Raw genomic sequence first — 15,023 nt, forward strand, 5'->3', positions numbered from 1 at the left:
CGTGGCCGCGCCCTAACGGCCGAGTTTGTCCAGGGCGTCCAGCACTTCCGCGGGTTCCGCGCGTACGGTGTAGTCGGCATCGGCGAACGCGTAGACGATGACTCCGTCTGAATCGACCACGAACGTGGCGGGCAGGGGCAGGGTGAACCTTCCCGGGCCGTTGTGCTTTTCAAGTTCCAGTCCGAATTTGTCGTAGATTGCGCGCAGTTCGTCGGAAAGGCTGAAGGCGATGCCTATGTCACGCGCATAGCGGGACCCGGGATCGGACAGGACTTCGAAGGCCAGGCCGTTTCTTTCGGCTGTGGAGATGGAGCTGTCGGGCATCTCGGGGGAGATGGCGGCCAGTGTCGCGCCCCGGCCTTTGATCTCGCCCAGCGCTTCCTGGTAGGCGCGCAGTTCGAGGTTGCAGTATGGGCACCAGCCTCCCCGGTAGAAGACAATGACCGCAGGGCCATTTTTAAGAATATCTTCAAGGCTGATGGGGATGCCGTTCTGGTTCGGAAGGGTGAAGGCGGGCAGTGTTTCTCCGGCTTTCGGGGCGCGATTCGCCAATCCCGATTCGATGAGCCTCTCCAGCTCGGCATCCATGACCTTTCGGGCGTCTTCCGGAATCCTTTGCCCGCTTTGCGCCTTTATTTCCGCGAGTTGTTCCTTGAGCGACATGGCGTTCTCCTGATTGTCGTGGGTTGGGTGAGATATTTACTTCTAACTTGAACGTTCATTAAAGTTATGGACGGACCAAAGGCTTGTCAATATCTTTTTGAATGACTATTCAAGTTGCGTGGAAGGGCATTTCATGGTCACATGCCCGGCGAACGGAGGACGTATTTCAATGGCTAAAGCGCAATACGACAGGGACGATATCCTCGACAGAGCGGTCGACCTCTTCTGGAGCAACGGCTTCAGCGGGTCGTCCATGCAGCAGGTCGTGGAGGCTACCGGGTTGAAACCCGGTTCCATCTATTTTTCTTTTGGCAACAAGGAAGCGCTGTTCAGGGAGGCCGTGGAGAAATACGCCCGGGACGGCATGGTCCGGATACGGGAGACCCTGGACAACGCCCCGAGCGTGGGGGAAGGGCTCTGTCGGCATCTGGAGCGATTCATCCAGGATGCCTCCCGAGACGGCTACCGCAGTTGCTTTCTCGTCAAAACGCAATTGGAGACGGCAGGGCTGGCCGAGGGCCTTCACCAATGCGCGGCCGCAAAGTTGCGGGAAATCGAGGCGCTTTTTCAGAGTTATCTCGAAAGAGAATACGACGAGGAATTGAGCCGCGACCGCGCCGCCAGCATCATGCTCCATATTTTCGGAATGCGTGTGTACGGGTATCGGCGAAACGCCGCGGAGCGTATGCGCAGGGCGTTGCGGGAAGGGCTGCCGTGGCTCCCGTGGCCCGACAGGCCGTGATGGCGCAGCCGCGCATTTTCAGGGACAGCCGTACTCGCCGGGGGCGGCCTCGGCGTCGCAATTGACGGGAACAGCGCGGTGAGAATGAAAAAAGTCCCGCCCTCCGGCGGGGAGGGCGGGGTGCTTTCGAGGCGTTATCCCCGTTCCTTCAGATGGTGAAGTCGATGACCGCGCCCTTGGCGTAGGGGCCGAGGACGTCGGTTTGGAAGTTGTAGCTTTGGGCCAGGCCAGCCTTGTCCTCCGACGAGGGGCCCGGATTGATGTAGTCCAGGGTCTTGGATACGAGCGACGCCTCGGCGGTGGTCTTGTCCACCGGGGCGAAACTCGGGCCGCTGTCGTTCATGTAGTCCAGGGTCTCGGACACCACGGCCGCGCCGAACGTCTGCCGGTCGAAGGGCGAGTAGCTCCCGAGGCCGTCGATTGCCGTGGTCATAAGCATCCTCCTGCCGTCTGGACGGAAATAACGCCTATCTGCTCCATCGGTATTTCCCTGCACATCTTTAGGGGAAGACCGGAAAAATATTGCCCAATGAATACAACTTTGTGTATGGTGATGATAGGAGGGGCCCCATGCGCATCGAACCTGAATGGCTGATTGTCGCCGCCGTCATCAGCGGATTGGTCGGCGTGGTGCTGCACCGCTGGCAGCGGCCGCCGCTGGCGAAGCGCTACGTGTGGATCACCGTTTTCGGGACCCTGTTCGCCTTATATTACATTTTGAACGTATTGTTCGGGAGCGGCCGCACGGGCTGGCCCTGAGACGGATTCGGAGGAAGTATGGACAGGACGTTGATGCTGGCCGCGGCCGTGGCGGCAGGCGTGGGCGTGGCCGCGGCGATCATCTGGAAGTTCAAGTCGCGCTGCCTGCCGTGAATGCTGATGTATGCATCCATCGGCGCAGGCGTCGCCGTATTCTTTCTTCTGCAATATGTCTTCGGCTAGGATTCTTCCCAGTCCTTGACCTCGTCCCACAAGCCGTTCATCTCGTCGAGGCTCATGCAGGTCAGGTCGAGGCAGCGCATTTCCGCCAGCTCTTCCATCTTGGCGAACCGGGACAGGAATTTCTGGTTCGCGAAGTCGAGCGCCGCATTGGCCTTGATGCCCTTGCGCCGTCCCAGTTCCACCAGGGTGAAGAGGTAGTCGCCGAATTCCCGCTCCGAGTCTTCGGCATGGCCTGACGCCATGGCCTCCTGCCACTCGTCCCATTCCTGTCTGAGATGGTTCTCAACGTCCCGATCCGATTCCCAGGTGAACCTGTTGCGGGCGGCCTTGGAGTTGATGCGGTAGGCCTTGAGCAATGGCGGGAGGCCCGAAGGCAGGGAGTCGAAAACCCGTTTGCGGCCGGTGTCCTTGTTCTCCTCGCGTTTGGTCTTTTCCCAGTTGTCCCACAGCTCGCCGATGTTGTCGAAGTGCTTGTCGCCGAACACGTGCGGGTGGCGGCGAATCATCTTGGCCGCGCTGTAGTTGATGGAATCGGCCAGGGTATGGGTTCCCGCGCGTTCATACAGGGTGGCCATGAACAGGAGAATGAACATGACGTCGCCCAGCTCCTCCATTGCTTCCCGGGGATTGCCGGACCTGATGCCCTCGATGAGTTCGAAGGTCTCTTCGGCCAGGTAGTCGCACAGGGTCAGCGGGGTCTGCTCCTTGTCCCACGGGCAGCCGTTGGGCGCTATGAGGGCGTCGATGACATCGAGCAGTTCGCGCAGGGCCTTGGCGGGGACGTCGTGTTTCGTTTCGCTCATAGCGAATCTCCTTGTGAAAACCGGAAACGGGTTGCGGGAAAGGCTACTCGGCGGCGTCGCCGTCAATGATGCCCAGCGCGGTCTTGGCGGAGTCCAGCGCCTGGGGTAGGTCGACGTATTCGCTCATTTTGCTGACGAGGTGCTGCGCCCTGGGTGCGATGGAAGACTCGTTGAGGATGTCGGAACCGGGGGCGAACGTTTGCAGGAACATCAGCCCGACCAGGCAGATAAGCGCACCTTCGAGCAGGCCAAAAACGCCGCCGAGGGTACGGTCGATCCAGCCGAGCAGGGATATCTCCAGCACGCTGCGGATCAGCTTGGTCAGCAGCCAGACCACCACCAGCGTCCCAATGAAAATGAGAAAATAGGACAGGGCGCTGACGGTGATGTCGCTTTCAATGTAGAGCTTGAGATGCGGCGACAGGACGTCATCGAATCTGGAGGCCAAATAGATGGCCAGGACCACGGCGATCAGGGACAGGACTTCCTGAACCAGACCGCGGAAGAAACCGCGCAGGATGAAGAGTGCGATTATGCAGATGAGAATGATATCCAGAAAATTCATGTGAATGCACCCGTGGTCGGCTGAAGTGATCTTCCTGAGAGAGAACTAGCAAACTGACGCCGAAATGTGAACAGCATTCAGGGTATATTTTGTAATATGCCTCATGGGTAAATGAGGGGCGGGGTTGTATCCCTCGCGGAACTCGGCTACATGGACGGGCAGGTGCATATATTATCGCAAGGAGACGTGAATGGAGGTTTACAAGACGGAGTTGTCCGGGCTGCTTATCCTGATTCCCCGGGTGTTTCAGGATGAGCGGGGTTTTTTCCTCGAAAGCTATAATGCCGCGCATTTCCGGGAACTCGGGATAGATTGCGAATTCGTCCAGGACAACCACGCCTATTCGAGGGACGTCGGCGTTCTGCGTGGTTTTCATTTTCAGACGCCGCCCATGGCCCAGGCCAAGCTGGTCTGGGTGACGCGCGGCGCGGTCGTGGACGTGGTGGTGGACTTGCGCAAGGGGTCGCCTACCTACGGACGGAAGGAGCACGTGATTCTGAGTGCTGCAAATTTCAAGCGTATGTTCATCCCCAAGGGATTCGGACACGCTTACGCGACCATCATGCCGGACACGGAGTTCCAGTATAAGGTGGATGCGCCGTATTCCCCCGCCCACGAGGGCGGGCTGGCCTGGAACGATCCGGACATAGGCATGGACTGGGAACCCGCCCTGCACGGCAGGGAGCCCATCCTTTCCGAAAAGGACCGACTGCTGCCGGAGTTGGCCGGATTCTCCTCCCCCTTTACTTTCGAGGACTGATTGAATGAATCGTAATGAACAGGTCGGGACGCCTTTGGCCGAGGATTGCCATGCCATCATTCTAGCGGGCGGGTCCGGTACCAGGCTTTGGCCGCTGTCCAGGAATTTGCTGCCCAAGCAGTTGCTCGTGCTGGGTGGGACTTCCACCTTGCTGCAACAGACCGTGGGGCGCGTGCTTGAAGTCTTTCCGCCCGATCACATATGGGTGGTGACCAATGAGGAGCATGTCTTCGAGGTGCGCAAACAGGTGATGGTCCTGGACCAGGGGCTGGAAGGGCAGGTTCTGTCCGAGCCGCTGGGGCGCAATACCCTGCCCGCCATCATGCTGGGCCTGGACAAGGTGGTGGAGGCCAATCCCAAGGCTTTGGCCGCCGTGTTCCCGTCCGATCATCTCATCCGCAACGGCAAGGCGTGGATCGGCGACCTCAAGCGCGCCTCCGAACTGGCCGCCCGGAAGCGGTTCGTGACCTTCGGCGTGCAGCCCGACAAGCCCGAGACCGGCTATGGGTATATCGCCCTCGGCGAGCCGTTGGGAGACAATGCCTTCGCCGTGGACGGCTTCGTGGAGAAACCCGATTTTCTTACCGCGGACCGATTCCTGCGCGAGGGCACCCATCTGTGGAACAGCGGCATGTTTCTTTTCTCCGCCAAGCATTTTCTGACCCAGGTGGCCCGCTGCGAGCCGGTCCTCTGGAGTTGGTGGATGTCCCGCGACGAGGTCCCGCTGGTGCAGGGATATCGCGATATACCGGATATTTCCGTGGATTACGGGGTGGTCGAGAAGATCGACAACATCACCGTGGTCAAGGCCGGGTTCGAATGGGACGACCTGGGCAGTTGGGAAGCCATGTACCGACTCGGCGACAAGGATGCGGACGGCAACGTGATCCAGGGCGACGTTCTGGCCATGAACTGCCGGAACTGCCTGCTCATCAGCGAAGGCGGCAAGTTGGCCGTATCCGGCCTTGAGGACATGATTATGGTTCAGACCAGGGATGCGACTCTGGCTTGTCCCATGGATCGCGTGCAGAGCGTGCGAGACGTTGTGGCCGCCCTCAAGGCGCAGGGCAGCCGGTTGGTGGAAAGCCACCCCACGGTGTATCGTCCGTGGGGCAACTATACCGTGCTGGAGGAGGGGCCGCAGTACAAGATCAAGCGTATTCAGGTCAGCCCCGGAGCGTGCCTGAGCTCCCAGATGCACCATCACCGCAGCGAACACTGGGTGGTGGTCGACGGCACGGCCGAGGTGGAAGTGAACAACCAGGCGCTGATCCTCGTGGAGAACCAGTCCGTGGACATTCCCAAGGCTTCCCAGCACCGGCTGGCCAACCCCGGCAAGGTCCCTTTGAATATCATAGAAATCCAGAGCGGACCGTATCTTGAAGAGGATGATATCGTTCGGTTCGACGATGTCTATGGCCGGGCGCAGAATTAGGGGGCTGGATTAAAGAAAGCGTTAACATCTGAAATAACTAAGTTTAACCCGTATGGGGAGATCGTGAAAATTTTCATATTCTCTTGACACCAAAACGATTGGTGCCGTATGGAAACTTAGTTTAATTGGTGTGATTTTCACATTAACTCTAGAGTGATGGGGCGAGGTTATGGAGGAAAGAAAAGCATCGAAGCGGTGTGGAGGGGCTTTCCCCTTTGTCATCGGCTTCCTGGCTACCTGCGTCTTGGGCTGGGCCGTGATCCCCGGTCTGTTCTTCGTTGAAGAGGAACAGCCGATTTGGTTCAGCCACGCCGTGCACGTGGAAGGTCAGGGAATGGATTGCGAGAGCTGCCACTATTTCCGGGATGACGGCTCCTACGCCGGCTTCCCGACCAACGAAGTCTGCGCCGAATGTCACGCGGTCGATCCCGAAGAGGCCATGGAAGCCATCGCCGAGGAGGGCATCGACCCGAACGACTACGACGCCATCATGAAGGCCGGCATCGGGGCAATCGAGGACAATCTGGCTTCCTCGGACGAAAAGATGATGCAGGCCGAGCGCGAGTACGTGGTCAAGTATCTGATTCAGGGCAAGGAAGTGCCCTGGCTCAATTATCAGTACCAGCCGGACAACGTGTATTTCTCTCATGCTGCGCATATGAACCTCTCTATCGAGGAACTGGCGAGCCTGAAGAAAGAGCTGTCCGACGTGGTTGATCCCTCGGTCTTCGAGGGCGAGGCCCCCGAGCAGAACTGCAATCTCTGCCACCTGAAGGACATTCATCTGAATGATGAGCCGCCGGCATTCGAGCGCAACGTCCTGTCCGGTTACAGCAAGATGACCATGAAGATGTGGAAGTGCGAACGGTGTCATGCCCTGCAGGGCCAGCCCAACGCCTGCTACACCTGTCACAAGTAAAGGGGTACTGAGAATGAGCGTAGCACGCAGAGCTTTTATTCAGTTGGGTGCGGGCGCCACCGTCGGTATTCTTTTTACTCCGACGGTCTGGAAAGCCCTTGATGACGTGTCCATCTGGACACAGAACTGGCCCTGGATCCCCAAATTGAAATATGGGGCGACCGAGGCCAAACCCACCGTTTCCAAAATGTGCGAGTCCGGCTGTGCCGTGAAGGTTCGCACGGTTGCCGGAGAAGCCTTCGGCACCATGGGCAACGAGGACAACCCGCTTTCCGGCGGCGGCATCTGCCCCCTGTGCGCCAACGGCGTTCAGGTCAAGAACAGCCCGAACCGGATCAAGGCCCCCATGCTGGACGGCCAGGAAATCACCTGGGAAAAGGCGAAGGAAGTCGTGACGGAGAAGCTTGAGGCGGCCGGTTCCAAGGTTGCCTTCATCTCCGGCGATCAGACCGGCACGGTCAACGAGGTCTTCTCCGCGCTGCTTGCCGAAAAGGGCAGCGACGCCTTCTACGTCATGCCCTGCGACATGCAGGCGGCGGACAAGGCGTGGACCGGCCTGATGGGCGGCGAAGGCCAGATCGGTTACGATCTGGGCGGGGCCGACCTGATCCTGCTGGCCGGAGCCGACGCCCTGGAGTCCTGGGGCCCGACTGTAGCCAACCTCAAGTCCTTCGCGTCCAACGAGTCCGGCAAGTTCATCTTCGCCGGGCCCATGCAGACCAAGACCGCTTCCGTGACCTCCAAATGGATTCCGGTTCCGGCTGAAGGCATGGCCGCCTTTACCCTCGGCATCGCCTATTATGTCCTGCAGGCCGGGAAGACCGTCGACACGGCCGACTTCGGTCAGTTCAAAGCGATGGTTATGAGCGATTACAGCCCGGCCAAGGTCGAGGCGGCTACCGGCGTCAAGGCCGACCGCATGGCGGCCCTGGCCAAGGACCTGCTGACCGCTTCCAATCCGGTGGTCGTTCCCGCGGGCCCCGTGGCCGCCCACGGCGCGGCGTTCGCCCTGAACCTGCTGCTCGGCGGTGCCATGAAGGCTCTGCCCGAGTTCGGCAAGGCCGTTTCGGGCGCCATGAGCCGCTCCGAAATGCTCAAGGCGGATATCTTGGAAGGTGTGAACACCGACCTGCTGTTCGTCTACGAGGCCAACCCTGCCTACGCCCTGCCTGAGAAGGTCAAGGCGGGCTTTACCGTGGCCTTCGACTCCATCCACAATGAAACCACCGCCTCGGCCAACCTGGTTCTGCCGACCCTGCATCCCTATGAGCGGTTCGACGACCTGGCCAGCCCCTACGGCGTGGCCGACGCCACCTACTCCATGGGCGCGCCGGTCTGCAAGCCGGCCGTCAACGCGGCCTGTGCCGCCACCTTCGTCCTCGGTCTGGCCGATCTCGGCTTCGAGACCTTCGAGGATGTGCTGGCAGCCAAGGCCGAAGCCGTGGGCGCGGACATGGATTCCCTGAGCGGCGGCGAAGCCTTTGTGGTCGACGGTGAAACCCCGAGAGCCTCCAGCCTGGCCGCCAATGTGCTCGGCAAAGCCGCGGCGCCCGTCAAGGGCACCGGAGCCGTGGGATTGGTTCCCTACACTCTGCTCAACGTCGGAACGGCCAATCGGGCCACCACGCCCAATGCGCCGTGCACCATCAGCAACAACCAGTTGTTGGGCGACCACATGGTCGTCATGATGGGTTCCTCCACCGCCAAGCAGCTCGGCGTTTCCGTCGGGTCCAAGGTGAAGCTCTCCGGCGGCAAGGGTGAATGCGAAGCCCTTGTGCAGATCTTCGAAGGCGTCATGCCCGGCGTCGTGGCCGCTCCCCTGGGGTTGGGCCATACCGTGGGCGACGAGTTCTCGAAGGGCAAGGGCGATAATGTCTACAAGATCCTCACGGTGAACTCCGAGGCCGCCACCGGCGCCTCCTCATGGGCCGGTTCCACTGTGAACGTCGCCAAAATCTAGGGGGAACCGTCATGCAAATGAAAGAATTCAAAATCAAGTGGGGCATGGTCATCGATATTGACAAATGCACCGGCTGCGGCGCCTGTATGGTCGGCTGCCAGGTGGAGAACAATATCGCTCCCATGACCAAAAGCGACCCCTATAACTATGTCCAGGCGCTGACCAAGCCGCGCGACGACGCGTCCAACAAGCTTCGGACCCTGACCTGGATGAACGTCTACGAGCTGTCCAACGGCAAGCCGTTCCCGGAACACGAGACCGCTTACCTGCCCAGACCCTGTATGCAGTGCGGCAACCCCGCCTGCGTGCCCGTCTGCCCGGTCGTGGCCACGGACAAGAACGAGGAGGGCGGCATCGTCTCCCAGATCTACCCCCGTTGCATCGGATGTAGATACTGCATGGCTGCCTGTCCTTACCATGCACGGTACTTTAACTGGTGGGATCCGCTTTGGCCCGAAGGCATGGACAAGGGCCTCAGCCCGTCCGTGTCCGTTCGTCCCCGCGGCGTGGTTGAAAAGTGCAACTTCTGCCATTCCCGCTACCTGGACGCCAAGAACAAGGCCCGTATTGACGGTGAGGATCCGATGAACCTGCCCGACGGCGCGTACAACACCGCCTGTGCAGAAATCTGTCCGACCAAGGCCATCACCTTTGGCGACCTGAATAATCCGGAACACAAGGTGCACGAGCTCGCCAAGAGCCCCAATGCGTTCCGGCTGCTCGAGAAGTTGGGCCTGCACCCGCAGGTTTACTACATGTCCGAGCGTGAATGGGTCCGCAAGCAGGGCGACAACTACAACGCCGATGGCGGCGGACACCACTAGGAGGCTGAACAATGGATAGCAAACTCTTCCCGGAAGGGGTGCAGCGGTGCTCTTTCGGCAAGTTCCTGATTTGGACAGCCGTGATCATGGCCTTTTTCCTTTGGGGCCTCTATGCCGCAGTACTCGTGCTTTACAACGGAATCGGCACCACCGGTCTGGACAACTACTTCGGATTCGGTGCCTGGATCACCTTCGACCTGGCCGTGATCGCCCTGGGAGCAGGCGCGTTCTTCACCGGGTTGCTCAAGTACATCCTCAAGATCAAACAGCTTGAGAAAATCATCAACCTGACTGTGGTCGTCGGTTTTATCTGCTACTCCGGCGCCATGCTGGTCCTGACGCTCGACATCGGGCAGCCCGGCCGCGCATGGTTCGGTTACTGGCATCCGAACGTCCACTCCATGCTGACGGAAGTTATCTTCTGCATCACCTGTTACTGCACCGTTCTGATCATCGAGTTCGTCCCGCTGGTCCTCGAGCAGAAACAGTTGAACAAGATTCCCTTCGTTCATGCCTTGGCGCACAACATGCATGTGAACATGGCGCTGTTCGCCGGTATCGGCGCGTTCCTGTCCACTTTCCACCAGGGTTCCCTGGGCGGCATGTACGGCGTCCTGATCGGCCGTCCCTTCGCTTTCCGCGAGGGCTTCTTCATCTGGCCGTGGACCTTCTTCCTGTTCGTCCTCTCCGCCGTCGGTTCCGGCCCGGTCTTCACCGTCCTGGTCGCAACCTTCATGGAGAAGCTGACCGGCAAGAAGCTCGTGGACTTCAAGACCAAAGCCCTCATGGGCAAGATCGCCGGCACCATGCTGACGGTCTATATGTTCTTCAAGATCCTCGACACCTGGGCATGGGCCACCGGCTACCTGCCCTCCGTCGGTCTGACCTTCGACCAGATGTTCTACGGCGTAGCCTACGGCAAGTGGCTGCTCTTCACGGAAATCGTCCTGTGCGGCGTGGTCCCGGCGATCATGCTGATTACCCCGTCCATCCGCAACAATCCGGCGCTGCTTTACACTGCGGCCATCCTGGACTGCGTGGGCGTTTCCCTGAACCGGTACATCTTCACCGTCCAGACTATCGCCTTCCCGGCCATGCCCTTCGACAAGTGGTTCGTGTACTACCCCAACTGGGTGGAATACGCCTCCTCGATCATGATCGTGGCCTACGGCTTCCTGGTCCTGACCCTGGTGTACCGTTACCTGCCGCTGTTCCCGCAGGAGCGCGAGCTGAACAACTAGGCTGACCGTTCCCCATCATCAACAAGAGACCGCTCTCTGAGCGGTCTCTTTTTTTGTTGGGCAACCCTGTGTTTTGGTTGTTTTCCAATTGTCTTCGCATGGAAAAATCATACTTATGCGGGCGGCAATGGGGTGGAATTCTGGTATGTTCCGCTGGGGATGGGGGAGATAGGCGAAGGCTTCGTCGGAGACTGTGTCACTGCCGCCATCCAGTGCGGGCATTCTGCGAACGTTTCCAGCCCCAGCCGGGCGGGGCGGCAGTCATGGAAACGCGAGACTTCGGGTATGGTGTATGTGTGGTTTGCTTCAATACGCAAAAAGGCGTATTTGTTTGTGTGGGCCATGCCTTGATTGCGTTGTGAGTCGTGGCGTGATGCATTCGGCAGCCCGAGGAGGGGACATGAGTTCTTGCGGAAAGTTCAGGATTTGGCTTGTGGGGTTTGTTGTATTGTTGCTTGCCGCTTGCGGCGGGGCTCCGTCTGAGGACAATGAGTCGCAAAAGTCGGCGTCGAGCGGATCGTGTGGGACGGAGGGGAATCTCTCCCTTGTGACCATCGGCACCGGGGGCATATCCGGGGTGTATTATCCTGTGGGCAGGGCCATCGGCAACATGGTCAACCGAAACCGGGACCGTTACGGCTTCCAGGTGGTGGTGGAGTCTACGGGCGGGTCCGTATTCAACATAAACGCCGTCGTTGCCGGGGACATTCAATTCGGTATCGCCCAGGCTGACCGCCAGTACCAGGCCGTGTGCGGCATCGCCGAGTGGCAGGGCCGTGGCGCGCGGAAGAACCTGCGGGCGGTTTTTTCCCTGCACCCGGAAACCCTCACACTTGTCGCGGCGGCGGATTCCGGCATCAGGGGTATTCGTGATCTCAAGGGGCGCAGGGTCAACATCGGAAACCCGGGGTCCGGCCAACGGCAGAATTCGTTGGATGCCCTGAATGCTGTCGGATTGAAACCTTCAGACCTCGAAATCGTGGAGGCCAAGGCCATTGAGGCGATCGAATTGCTCAAGGAAGGGTCAATAGACGCCTTTTTCTATACCGTGGGGCACCCCTCGTCCGCCATAAGGGAAATAACCCAGGGGCCCCGCAAGGTGCGCATCGTACCCATCGACGATGTGGGGCATTTGTACGTCCTGCGCCCGTTCTACGTTCCGGCCGGTATCGACATGGCGGACTATCCCGGCGCGGCCAACGAGGAAAAGCGGGTGGAGAGCTTTGGGGTCAAGGCCACGCTCGTCACTTCGTCCGATGTGCCGGACTCCGTGGTCTACGCACTGACCCGCGAGGTGTTCGAAAATTTCGATGATTTCAAGGCGCAACAGTCGGCTTTTTCGGAATTGACAAAAACCAGCATGTTGCAGGGACAATCCGCGCCCATCCATCCGGGCGCCATGCGGTATTACGAGGAAATCGGGTTGCTTCAGCCTGAATAGCGGAAACTCAAGCCTCGCCAATTCGTATCTTGGCGGAATTGAAAGGGATCGTTTTCCGTGGCTTGGCAGGGAGAACGCCGCTCGGACGTACGGGCGTCCGGTTGGGGAATCGACTTGGAAATGCTTCGATTCAGGTGTTGACAAAGTTGTATTTTCCACTGGACGCCTTGACTTTATTCCCGTTTCGGACAATATTTTAGGTCTGTGACTTGAGCCCTGCCGGCCTGTCTGGGCACGCGGCGGGTTGGAGGGGCTTTATTTTAATCCTACATATCTAGGTCCGGAGACAACTGCAAATGGCAATGATCGAAGTGCAGAAGCTGCACAAGTGGTATGGCGATTTTCATGTTCTGCAAGGTATCACGGAGTCCGTGAACAAGGGAGAGGTGCTCGTCATCTGCGGCCCGTCGGGTTCCGGAAAGTCCACCTTCATTCGCTGTATCAACCGGCTCGAGGAATATCAGAAAGGGCAGATTCTGTTCGACGGGAAGAACATCCTGGACAAGGATGTCAACATCAACGATCTGCGGGCCGAAATCGGTATCGTTTTCCAGCAGTTCAATCTTTATCCCCACCTGTCTGTTCTCCGCAACGTCACCCTCGCTCCCATAAAAGTTAAAAACATGCCCAAGGAGCAGGCCGAAGAGGTCGCCCTGAACCTGCTTGAGCGGGTGGGCATCCACGACCAGGCGCACAAGTATCCCGCCGAGCTTTCCGGCGGTCAGCAGCAGCGCGTCGCCATCGCCCGTTCCCTGGCCATGAAGCCCAAGGTCATGCTTTTCGACGAGCCCACCTCGGCGCTTGATCCGGAGATGATCAACGAGGTCCTCAACGTCATGAAGGACCTGGCGCGGGAAGGCATGACCATGCTTTGCGTCACCCATGAAATGGGCTTCGCCCGCGAAGTTGCCGACCGTGTCCTGTTCATGGACGGCGGCGTGGTGGTTGAGCAGGCTCCGCCCGACGAATTCTTCCGCAATCCCCAGCATGAGCGCACAAAGAACTTCCTGAAGGAAATTCTTTAATAGGCCATAACATTGGAATCTAACGAGAGAGAGGAGGATTCATGAAACGATTGGTACTTATTCTGGCTCTGGTGCTGTCCTTCGCCTTTGCGGCCAACGCCGCCTTCGCGGGCAAGATCGAGGACGTGAAAGCCAAAGGCGTCCTGGTTTGCGGCGTCAAGGACTCCGTCAACCTGTTCGGTTTTGTCGATCCCGACAGCAAGGAACTGGTCGGCTTCGATGTGGATATCTGCAAGTACATCGCCGACAAGCTGGGCGTGAAGACCGAGTTCAAGGTCGTTACTTCCAAGAACCGCATCCCCATGCTGGCCCAGGGTTCCGTGGACATCCTCGCCGCCACCATGACTCACAAGTTCTCCCGTGACGAACAGATCGACTTTTCCATCACCTACTTCATGGACGGCCAGAAGCTTCTGGTGAAGAAGGACTCCGGCATCATGTCCACCGACGATCTGGCCAACAAGAAGGTCGGCACCGTCAAGGGTTCCACCTCCGAGAAGAACATCAAGGCCGCGCAGCCCAATGCGCAGGTCATCTCCTATGACGAGTACCCGCAGGCCTTCATGGCTTTGAAGCAGGGCAAGGTCAAGGCCGTGACCACCGACTCCGGCATCCTGGCCGGTCTCAAGGCTGGTGACGACAATCCCGAGATGTGGGAAATCGTCGGTTCCTTCTTCTCTTCCGAGCCTTACGGCCTCGGCGTTCCCCAGAACGATTCCGCCTTCCGCGATTTCGTCAACAAGAGCCTGAACGAGATGTGGCTGGACGGCACCTACCACAAGCTCTTCAAGAAGTGGATGGGTTACGACCTGCCCGCGGGTTGGGAGCTGGAACTCTGGCCCATGTAAGGATCATTTAGTCCGATATACCGGGAGCGCGTCAAGCGCTCCCGGTTTTTGAGCCAACTTTAACCAGCGGATTATATTTTGGATTATACGTTTCATTGGGCCAAGATGTTTTCGGGCGAACCCGCCCAGTGGATGTGGGAGGGATTCTGCACCACGATGCAGATTTCGGTAATTTCCCTTATCTGCGCCATGATTTTGGGGATCGTCATCTGTATTCTGCGGATGACCCCGTTCAAGCCGTTTCAGTGGTTCAGCCTCGCCTTCACCGAGTTCTTTCGCAATACGCCGCTGCTCGTACAAATCTTTTTCTGGTACAACGCATCCTATTTCGTCATCCCCACGGTCATCAACGACTGGATGAACGACCTCTACTATTGGTTCCCCGGCCCGTTCTCCCTGTTCGGGCACGAGTTCGTGGGTGAATGGATGCTTTTCAATGTCGAGCTTATCATGGGCATCATTGCCCTGACCGTGTACACCGCGGCCTTTATCGCCGAGGAAATCCGGGCGGGCATCTTCTCCATTCCGAAGAACCAGCTTGAGGCGTCCCGCGCGGTGGGACTCTCCTTCCTGCAGGGGTATCGCTACGTGATTCTCCCGCAGGCGTTGCGCATAGTCATTCCGCCGCTTATTTCCCAGGCGCTCAACCTTATCAAGAACTCGTCCCTGGTTATGGTTCTGGGCGTCACCGACCTCATGTACCAGGCTAGTCAGATCGAGTCCTACCACGCCATGCCGTTCGAGGCATTCACCGTCGCTTTGTTGATCTATTTGGCGATCTCCCTGGTCGTCTCCCTGTGCATCAACTTGTACAACAAACACTTCATGATTCAGGTCATGTACTAGGGGTGGACT

The 15,023-nt window shown here is 58.7% G+C and carries 16 protein-coding genes; 12 read left to right on the plus strand and 4 right to left on the minus strand.

What is annotated here, in order from left to right; genetic code table 11:
* Positions 1-12: 12 nt before the first annotated feature.
* Positions 13-663 carry a peroxiredoxin-like family protein gene (locus tag PSN43_RS10460; RefSeq protein ID WP_272700667.1) on the minus strand — a complete coding sequence of 217 codons (651 nt, stop codon included), beginning with the start codon at positions 661-663 and terminating at the stop codon, positions 13-15.
* Positions 664-832: 169 nt separating this feature from the next.
* Here PSN43_RS10460 and PSN43_RS10465 point away from each other — a divergent pair, with 169 nt between their 5' ends.
* A complete protein-coding gene (locus PSN43_RS10465) occupies positions 833-1,405 on the plus strand; it encodes a TetR/AcrR family transcriptional regulator (RefSeq protein ID WP_272700668.1) in 573 nt (190 codons plus the stop codon).
* A 148-nt stretch (positions 1,406-1,553) separates the two neighbouring features.
* On the opposite strand, the gene PSN43_RS10470 is transcribed toward PSN43_RS10465, so the two are convergent.
* Positions 1,554-1,838: a hypothetical protein gene (locus tag PSN43_RS10470; protein ID WP_272700669.1), complete on the minus strand. Its 285-nt coding sequence runs from the start codon at positions 1,836-1,838 to the stop codon at positions 1,554-1,556.
* Between the two features lie 137 nt (positions 1,839-1,975).
* On the opposite strand from PSN43_RS10470, the gene PSN43_RS10475 reads away from it, so the two are divergent.
* On the plus strand, positions 1,976-2,164 hold the full coding sequence (locus PSN43_RS10475; protein ID WP_272700670.1) for a hypothetical protein: 189 nt from the start codon (positions 1,976-1,978) through the stop codon (positions 2,162-2,164).
* A 179-nt stretch (positions 2,165-2,343) separates the two neighbouring features.
* Here PSN43_RS10475 and mazG read toward each other — a convergent pair whose 3' ends face one another.
* Together mazG and PSN43_RS10485 are read right to left on the minus strand one after the other, a co-directional pair.
* Positions 2,344-3,150 (minus strand): nucleoside triphosphate pyrophosphohydrolase, encoded by an 807-nt coding sequence (gene mazG / locus PSN43_RS10480; RefSeq protein WP_272700671.1) that lies wholly within the window; start codon positions 3,148-3,150, stop codon positions 2,344-2,346.
* Positions 3,151-3,193: 43 nt separating this feature from the next.
* Complete coding sequence (locus PSN43_RS10485; RefSeq protein WP_272700672.1) at positions 3,194-3,715, minus strand: CvpA family protein; 522 nt, start codon at positions 3,713-3,715, stop codon at positions 3,194-3,196.
* A 190-nt stretch (positions 3,716-3,905) separates the two neighbouring features.
* On the opposite strand from PSN43_RS10485, the gene rfbC reads away from it, so the two are divergent.
* The 10 genes from rfbC to PSN43_RS10535 all read left to right on the plus strand — a co-directional run bounded on the left by rfbC (position 3,906) and on the right by PSN43_RS10535 (position 15,014).
* Positions 3,906-4,475: a dTDP-4-dehydrorhamnose 3,5-epimerase gene (gene rfbC / locus PSN43_RS10490; protein ID WP_272700673.1), complete on the plus strand. Its 570-nt coding sequence runs from the start codon at positions 3,906-3,908 to the stop codon at positions 4,473-4,475.
* A 4-nt stretch (positions 4,476-4,479) separates the two neighbouring features.
* Positions 4,480-5,910, plus strand: a complete 1,431-nt coding sequence (locus PSN43_RS10495; RefSeq protein WP_272700674.1) for a mannose-1-phosphate guanylyltransferase/mannose-6-phosphate isomerase — start codon at positions 4,480-4,482, stop codon at positions 5,908-5,910.
* Positions 5,911-6,079: 169 nt separating this feature from the next.
* Positions 6,080-6,829, plus strand: a complete 750-nt coding sequence (locus PSN43_RS10500; protein WP_272700675.1) for a cytochrome c3 family protein — start codon at positions 6,080-6,082, stop codon at positions 6,827-6,829.
* 13 nt (positions 6,830-6,842) lie between these two features.
* On the plus strand, positions 6,843-8,789 hold the full coding sequence (qrcB, locus tag PSN43_RS10505; protein ID WP_272700676.1) for a menaquinone reductase molybdopterin-binding-like subunit QrcB: 1,947 nt from the start codon (positions 6,843-6,845) through the stop codon (positions 8,787-8,789).
* A gap of 11 nt (positions 8,790-8,800) precedes the next feature.
* Positions 8,801-9,613: a menaquinone reductase iron-sulfur cluster-binding subunit QrcC gene (gene qrcC / locus PSN43_RS10510; protein WP_272700677.1), complete on the plus strand. Its 813-nt coding sequence runs from the start codon at positions 8,801-8,803 to the stop codon at positions 9,611-9,613.
* A gap of 11 nt (positions 9,614-9,624) precedes the next feature.
* A complete protein-coding gene (gene qrcD, locus PSN43_RS10515; RefSeq protein ID WP_272700678.1) occupies positions 9,625-10,854 on the plus strand; it encodes a menaquinone reductase integral membrane subunit QrcD in 1,230 nt (409 codons plus the stop codon).
* A gap of 400 nt (positions 10,855-11,254) precedes the next feature.
* Positions 11,255-12,295, plus strand: coding sequence for a TAXI family TRAP transporter solute-binding subunit (locus tag PSN43_RS10520; protein WP_272700679.1), 1,041 nt, complete (start codon positions 11,255-11,257; stop codon positions 12,293-12,295).
* 296 nt (positions 12,296-12,591) lie between these two features.
* Positions 12,592-13,320, plus strand: coding sequence for an amino acid ABC transporter ATP-binding protein (locus PSN43_RS10525; protein WP_272700680.1), 729 nt, complete (start codon positions 12,592-12,594; stop codon positions 13,318-13,320).
* A 41-nt stretch (positions 13,321-13,361) separates the two neighbouring features.
* Positions 13,362-14,168: an ABC transporter substrate-binding protein gene (locus tag PSN43_RS10530; protein ID WP_272700681.1), complete on the plus strand. Its 807-nt coding sequence runs from the start codon at positions 13,362-13,364 to the stop codon at positions 14,166-14,168.
* Positions 14,169-14,246: 78 nt separating this feature from the next.
* Positions 14,247-15,014: an amino acid ABC transporter permease gene (locus PSN43_RS10535; protein WP_272700682.1), complete on the plus strand. Its 768-nt coding sequence runs from the start codon at positions 14,247-14,249 to the stop codon at positions 15,012-15,014.
* Positions 15,015-15,023: the final 9 nt, after the last annotated feature.

The organism is Desulfovibrio sp. Fe33 (genome assembly GCF_028532725.1).
Taxonomy (GTDB): Bacteria; Desulfobacterota; Desulfovibrionia; order Desulfovibrionales; family Desulfovibrionaceae; genus Pseudodesulfovibrio.

What these genes read in the sequence shown, in the direction of transcription:
- PSN43_RS10460 (WP_272700667.1), bottom strand. Translation starts at nt 663, where the DNA reads ATGTCGCTCAAGGAACAACTCGCGGAAATAAAGGCGCAAAGCGGGCAA.
- PSN43_RS10465 (WP_272700668.1), top strand. Translation starts at nt 833, where the DNA reads ATGGCTAAAGCGCAATACGACAGGGACGATATCCTCGACAGAGCGGTC.
- PSN43_RS10470 (WP_272700669.1), bottom strand. Translation starts at nt 1,838, where the DNA reads ATGACCACGGCAATCGACGGCCTCGGGAGCTACTCGCCCTTCGACCGG.
- PSN43_RS10475 (WP_272700670.1), top strand. Translation starts at nt 1,976, where the DNA reads ATGCGCATCGAACCTGAATGGCTGATTGTCGCCGCCGTCATCAGCGGA.
- mazG (WP_272700671.1), bottom strand. Translation starts at nt 3,150, where the DNA reads ATGAGCGAAACGAAACACGACGTCCCCGCCAAGGCCCTGCGCGAACTG.
- PSN43_RS10485 (WP_272700672.1), bottom strand. Translation starts at nt 3,715, where the DNA reads ATGAATTTTCTGGATATCATTCTCATCTGCATAATCGCACTCTTCATC.
- rfbC (WP_272700673.1), top strand. Translation starts at nt 3,906, where the DNA reads ATGGAGGTTTACAAGACGGAGTTGTCCGGGCTGCTTATCCTGATTCCC.
- PSN43_RS10495 (WP_272700674.1), top strand. Translation starts at nt 4,480, where the DNA reads ATGAATCGTAATGAACAGGTCGGGACGCCTTTGGCCGAGGATTGCCAT.
- PSN43_RS10500 (WP_272700675.1), top strand. Translation starts at nt 6,080, where the DNA reads ATGGAGGAAAGAAAAGCATCGAAGCGGTGTGGAGGGGCTTTCCCCTTT.
- qrcB (WP_272700676.1), top strand. Translation starts at nt 6,843, where the DNA reads ATGAGCGTAGCACGCAGAGCTTTTATTCAGTTGGGTGCGGGCGCCACC.
- qrcC (WP_272700677.1), top strand. Translation starts at nt 8,801, where the DNA reads ATGCAAATGAAAGAATTCAAAATCAAGTGGGGCATGGTCATCGATATT.
- qrcD (WP_272700678.1), top strand. Translation starts at nt 9,625, where the DNA reads ATGGATAGCAAACTCTTCCCGGAAGGGGTGCAGCGGTGCTCTTTCGGC.
- PSN43_RS10520 (WP_272700679.1), top strand. Translation starts at nt 11,255, where the DNA reads ATGAGTTCTTGCGGAAAGTTCAGGATTTGGCTTGTGGGGTTTGTTGTA.
- PSN43_RS10525 (WP_272700680.1), top strand. Translation starts at nt 12,592, where the DNA reads ATGGCAATGATCGAAGTGCAGAAGCTGCACAAGTGGTATGGCGATTTT.
- PSN43_RS10530 (WP_272700681.1), top strand. Translation starts at nt 13,362, where the DNA reads ATGAAACGATTGGTACTTATTCTGGCTCTGGTGCTGTCCTTCGCCTTT.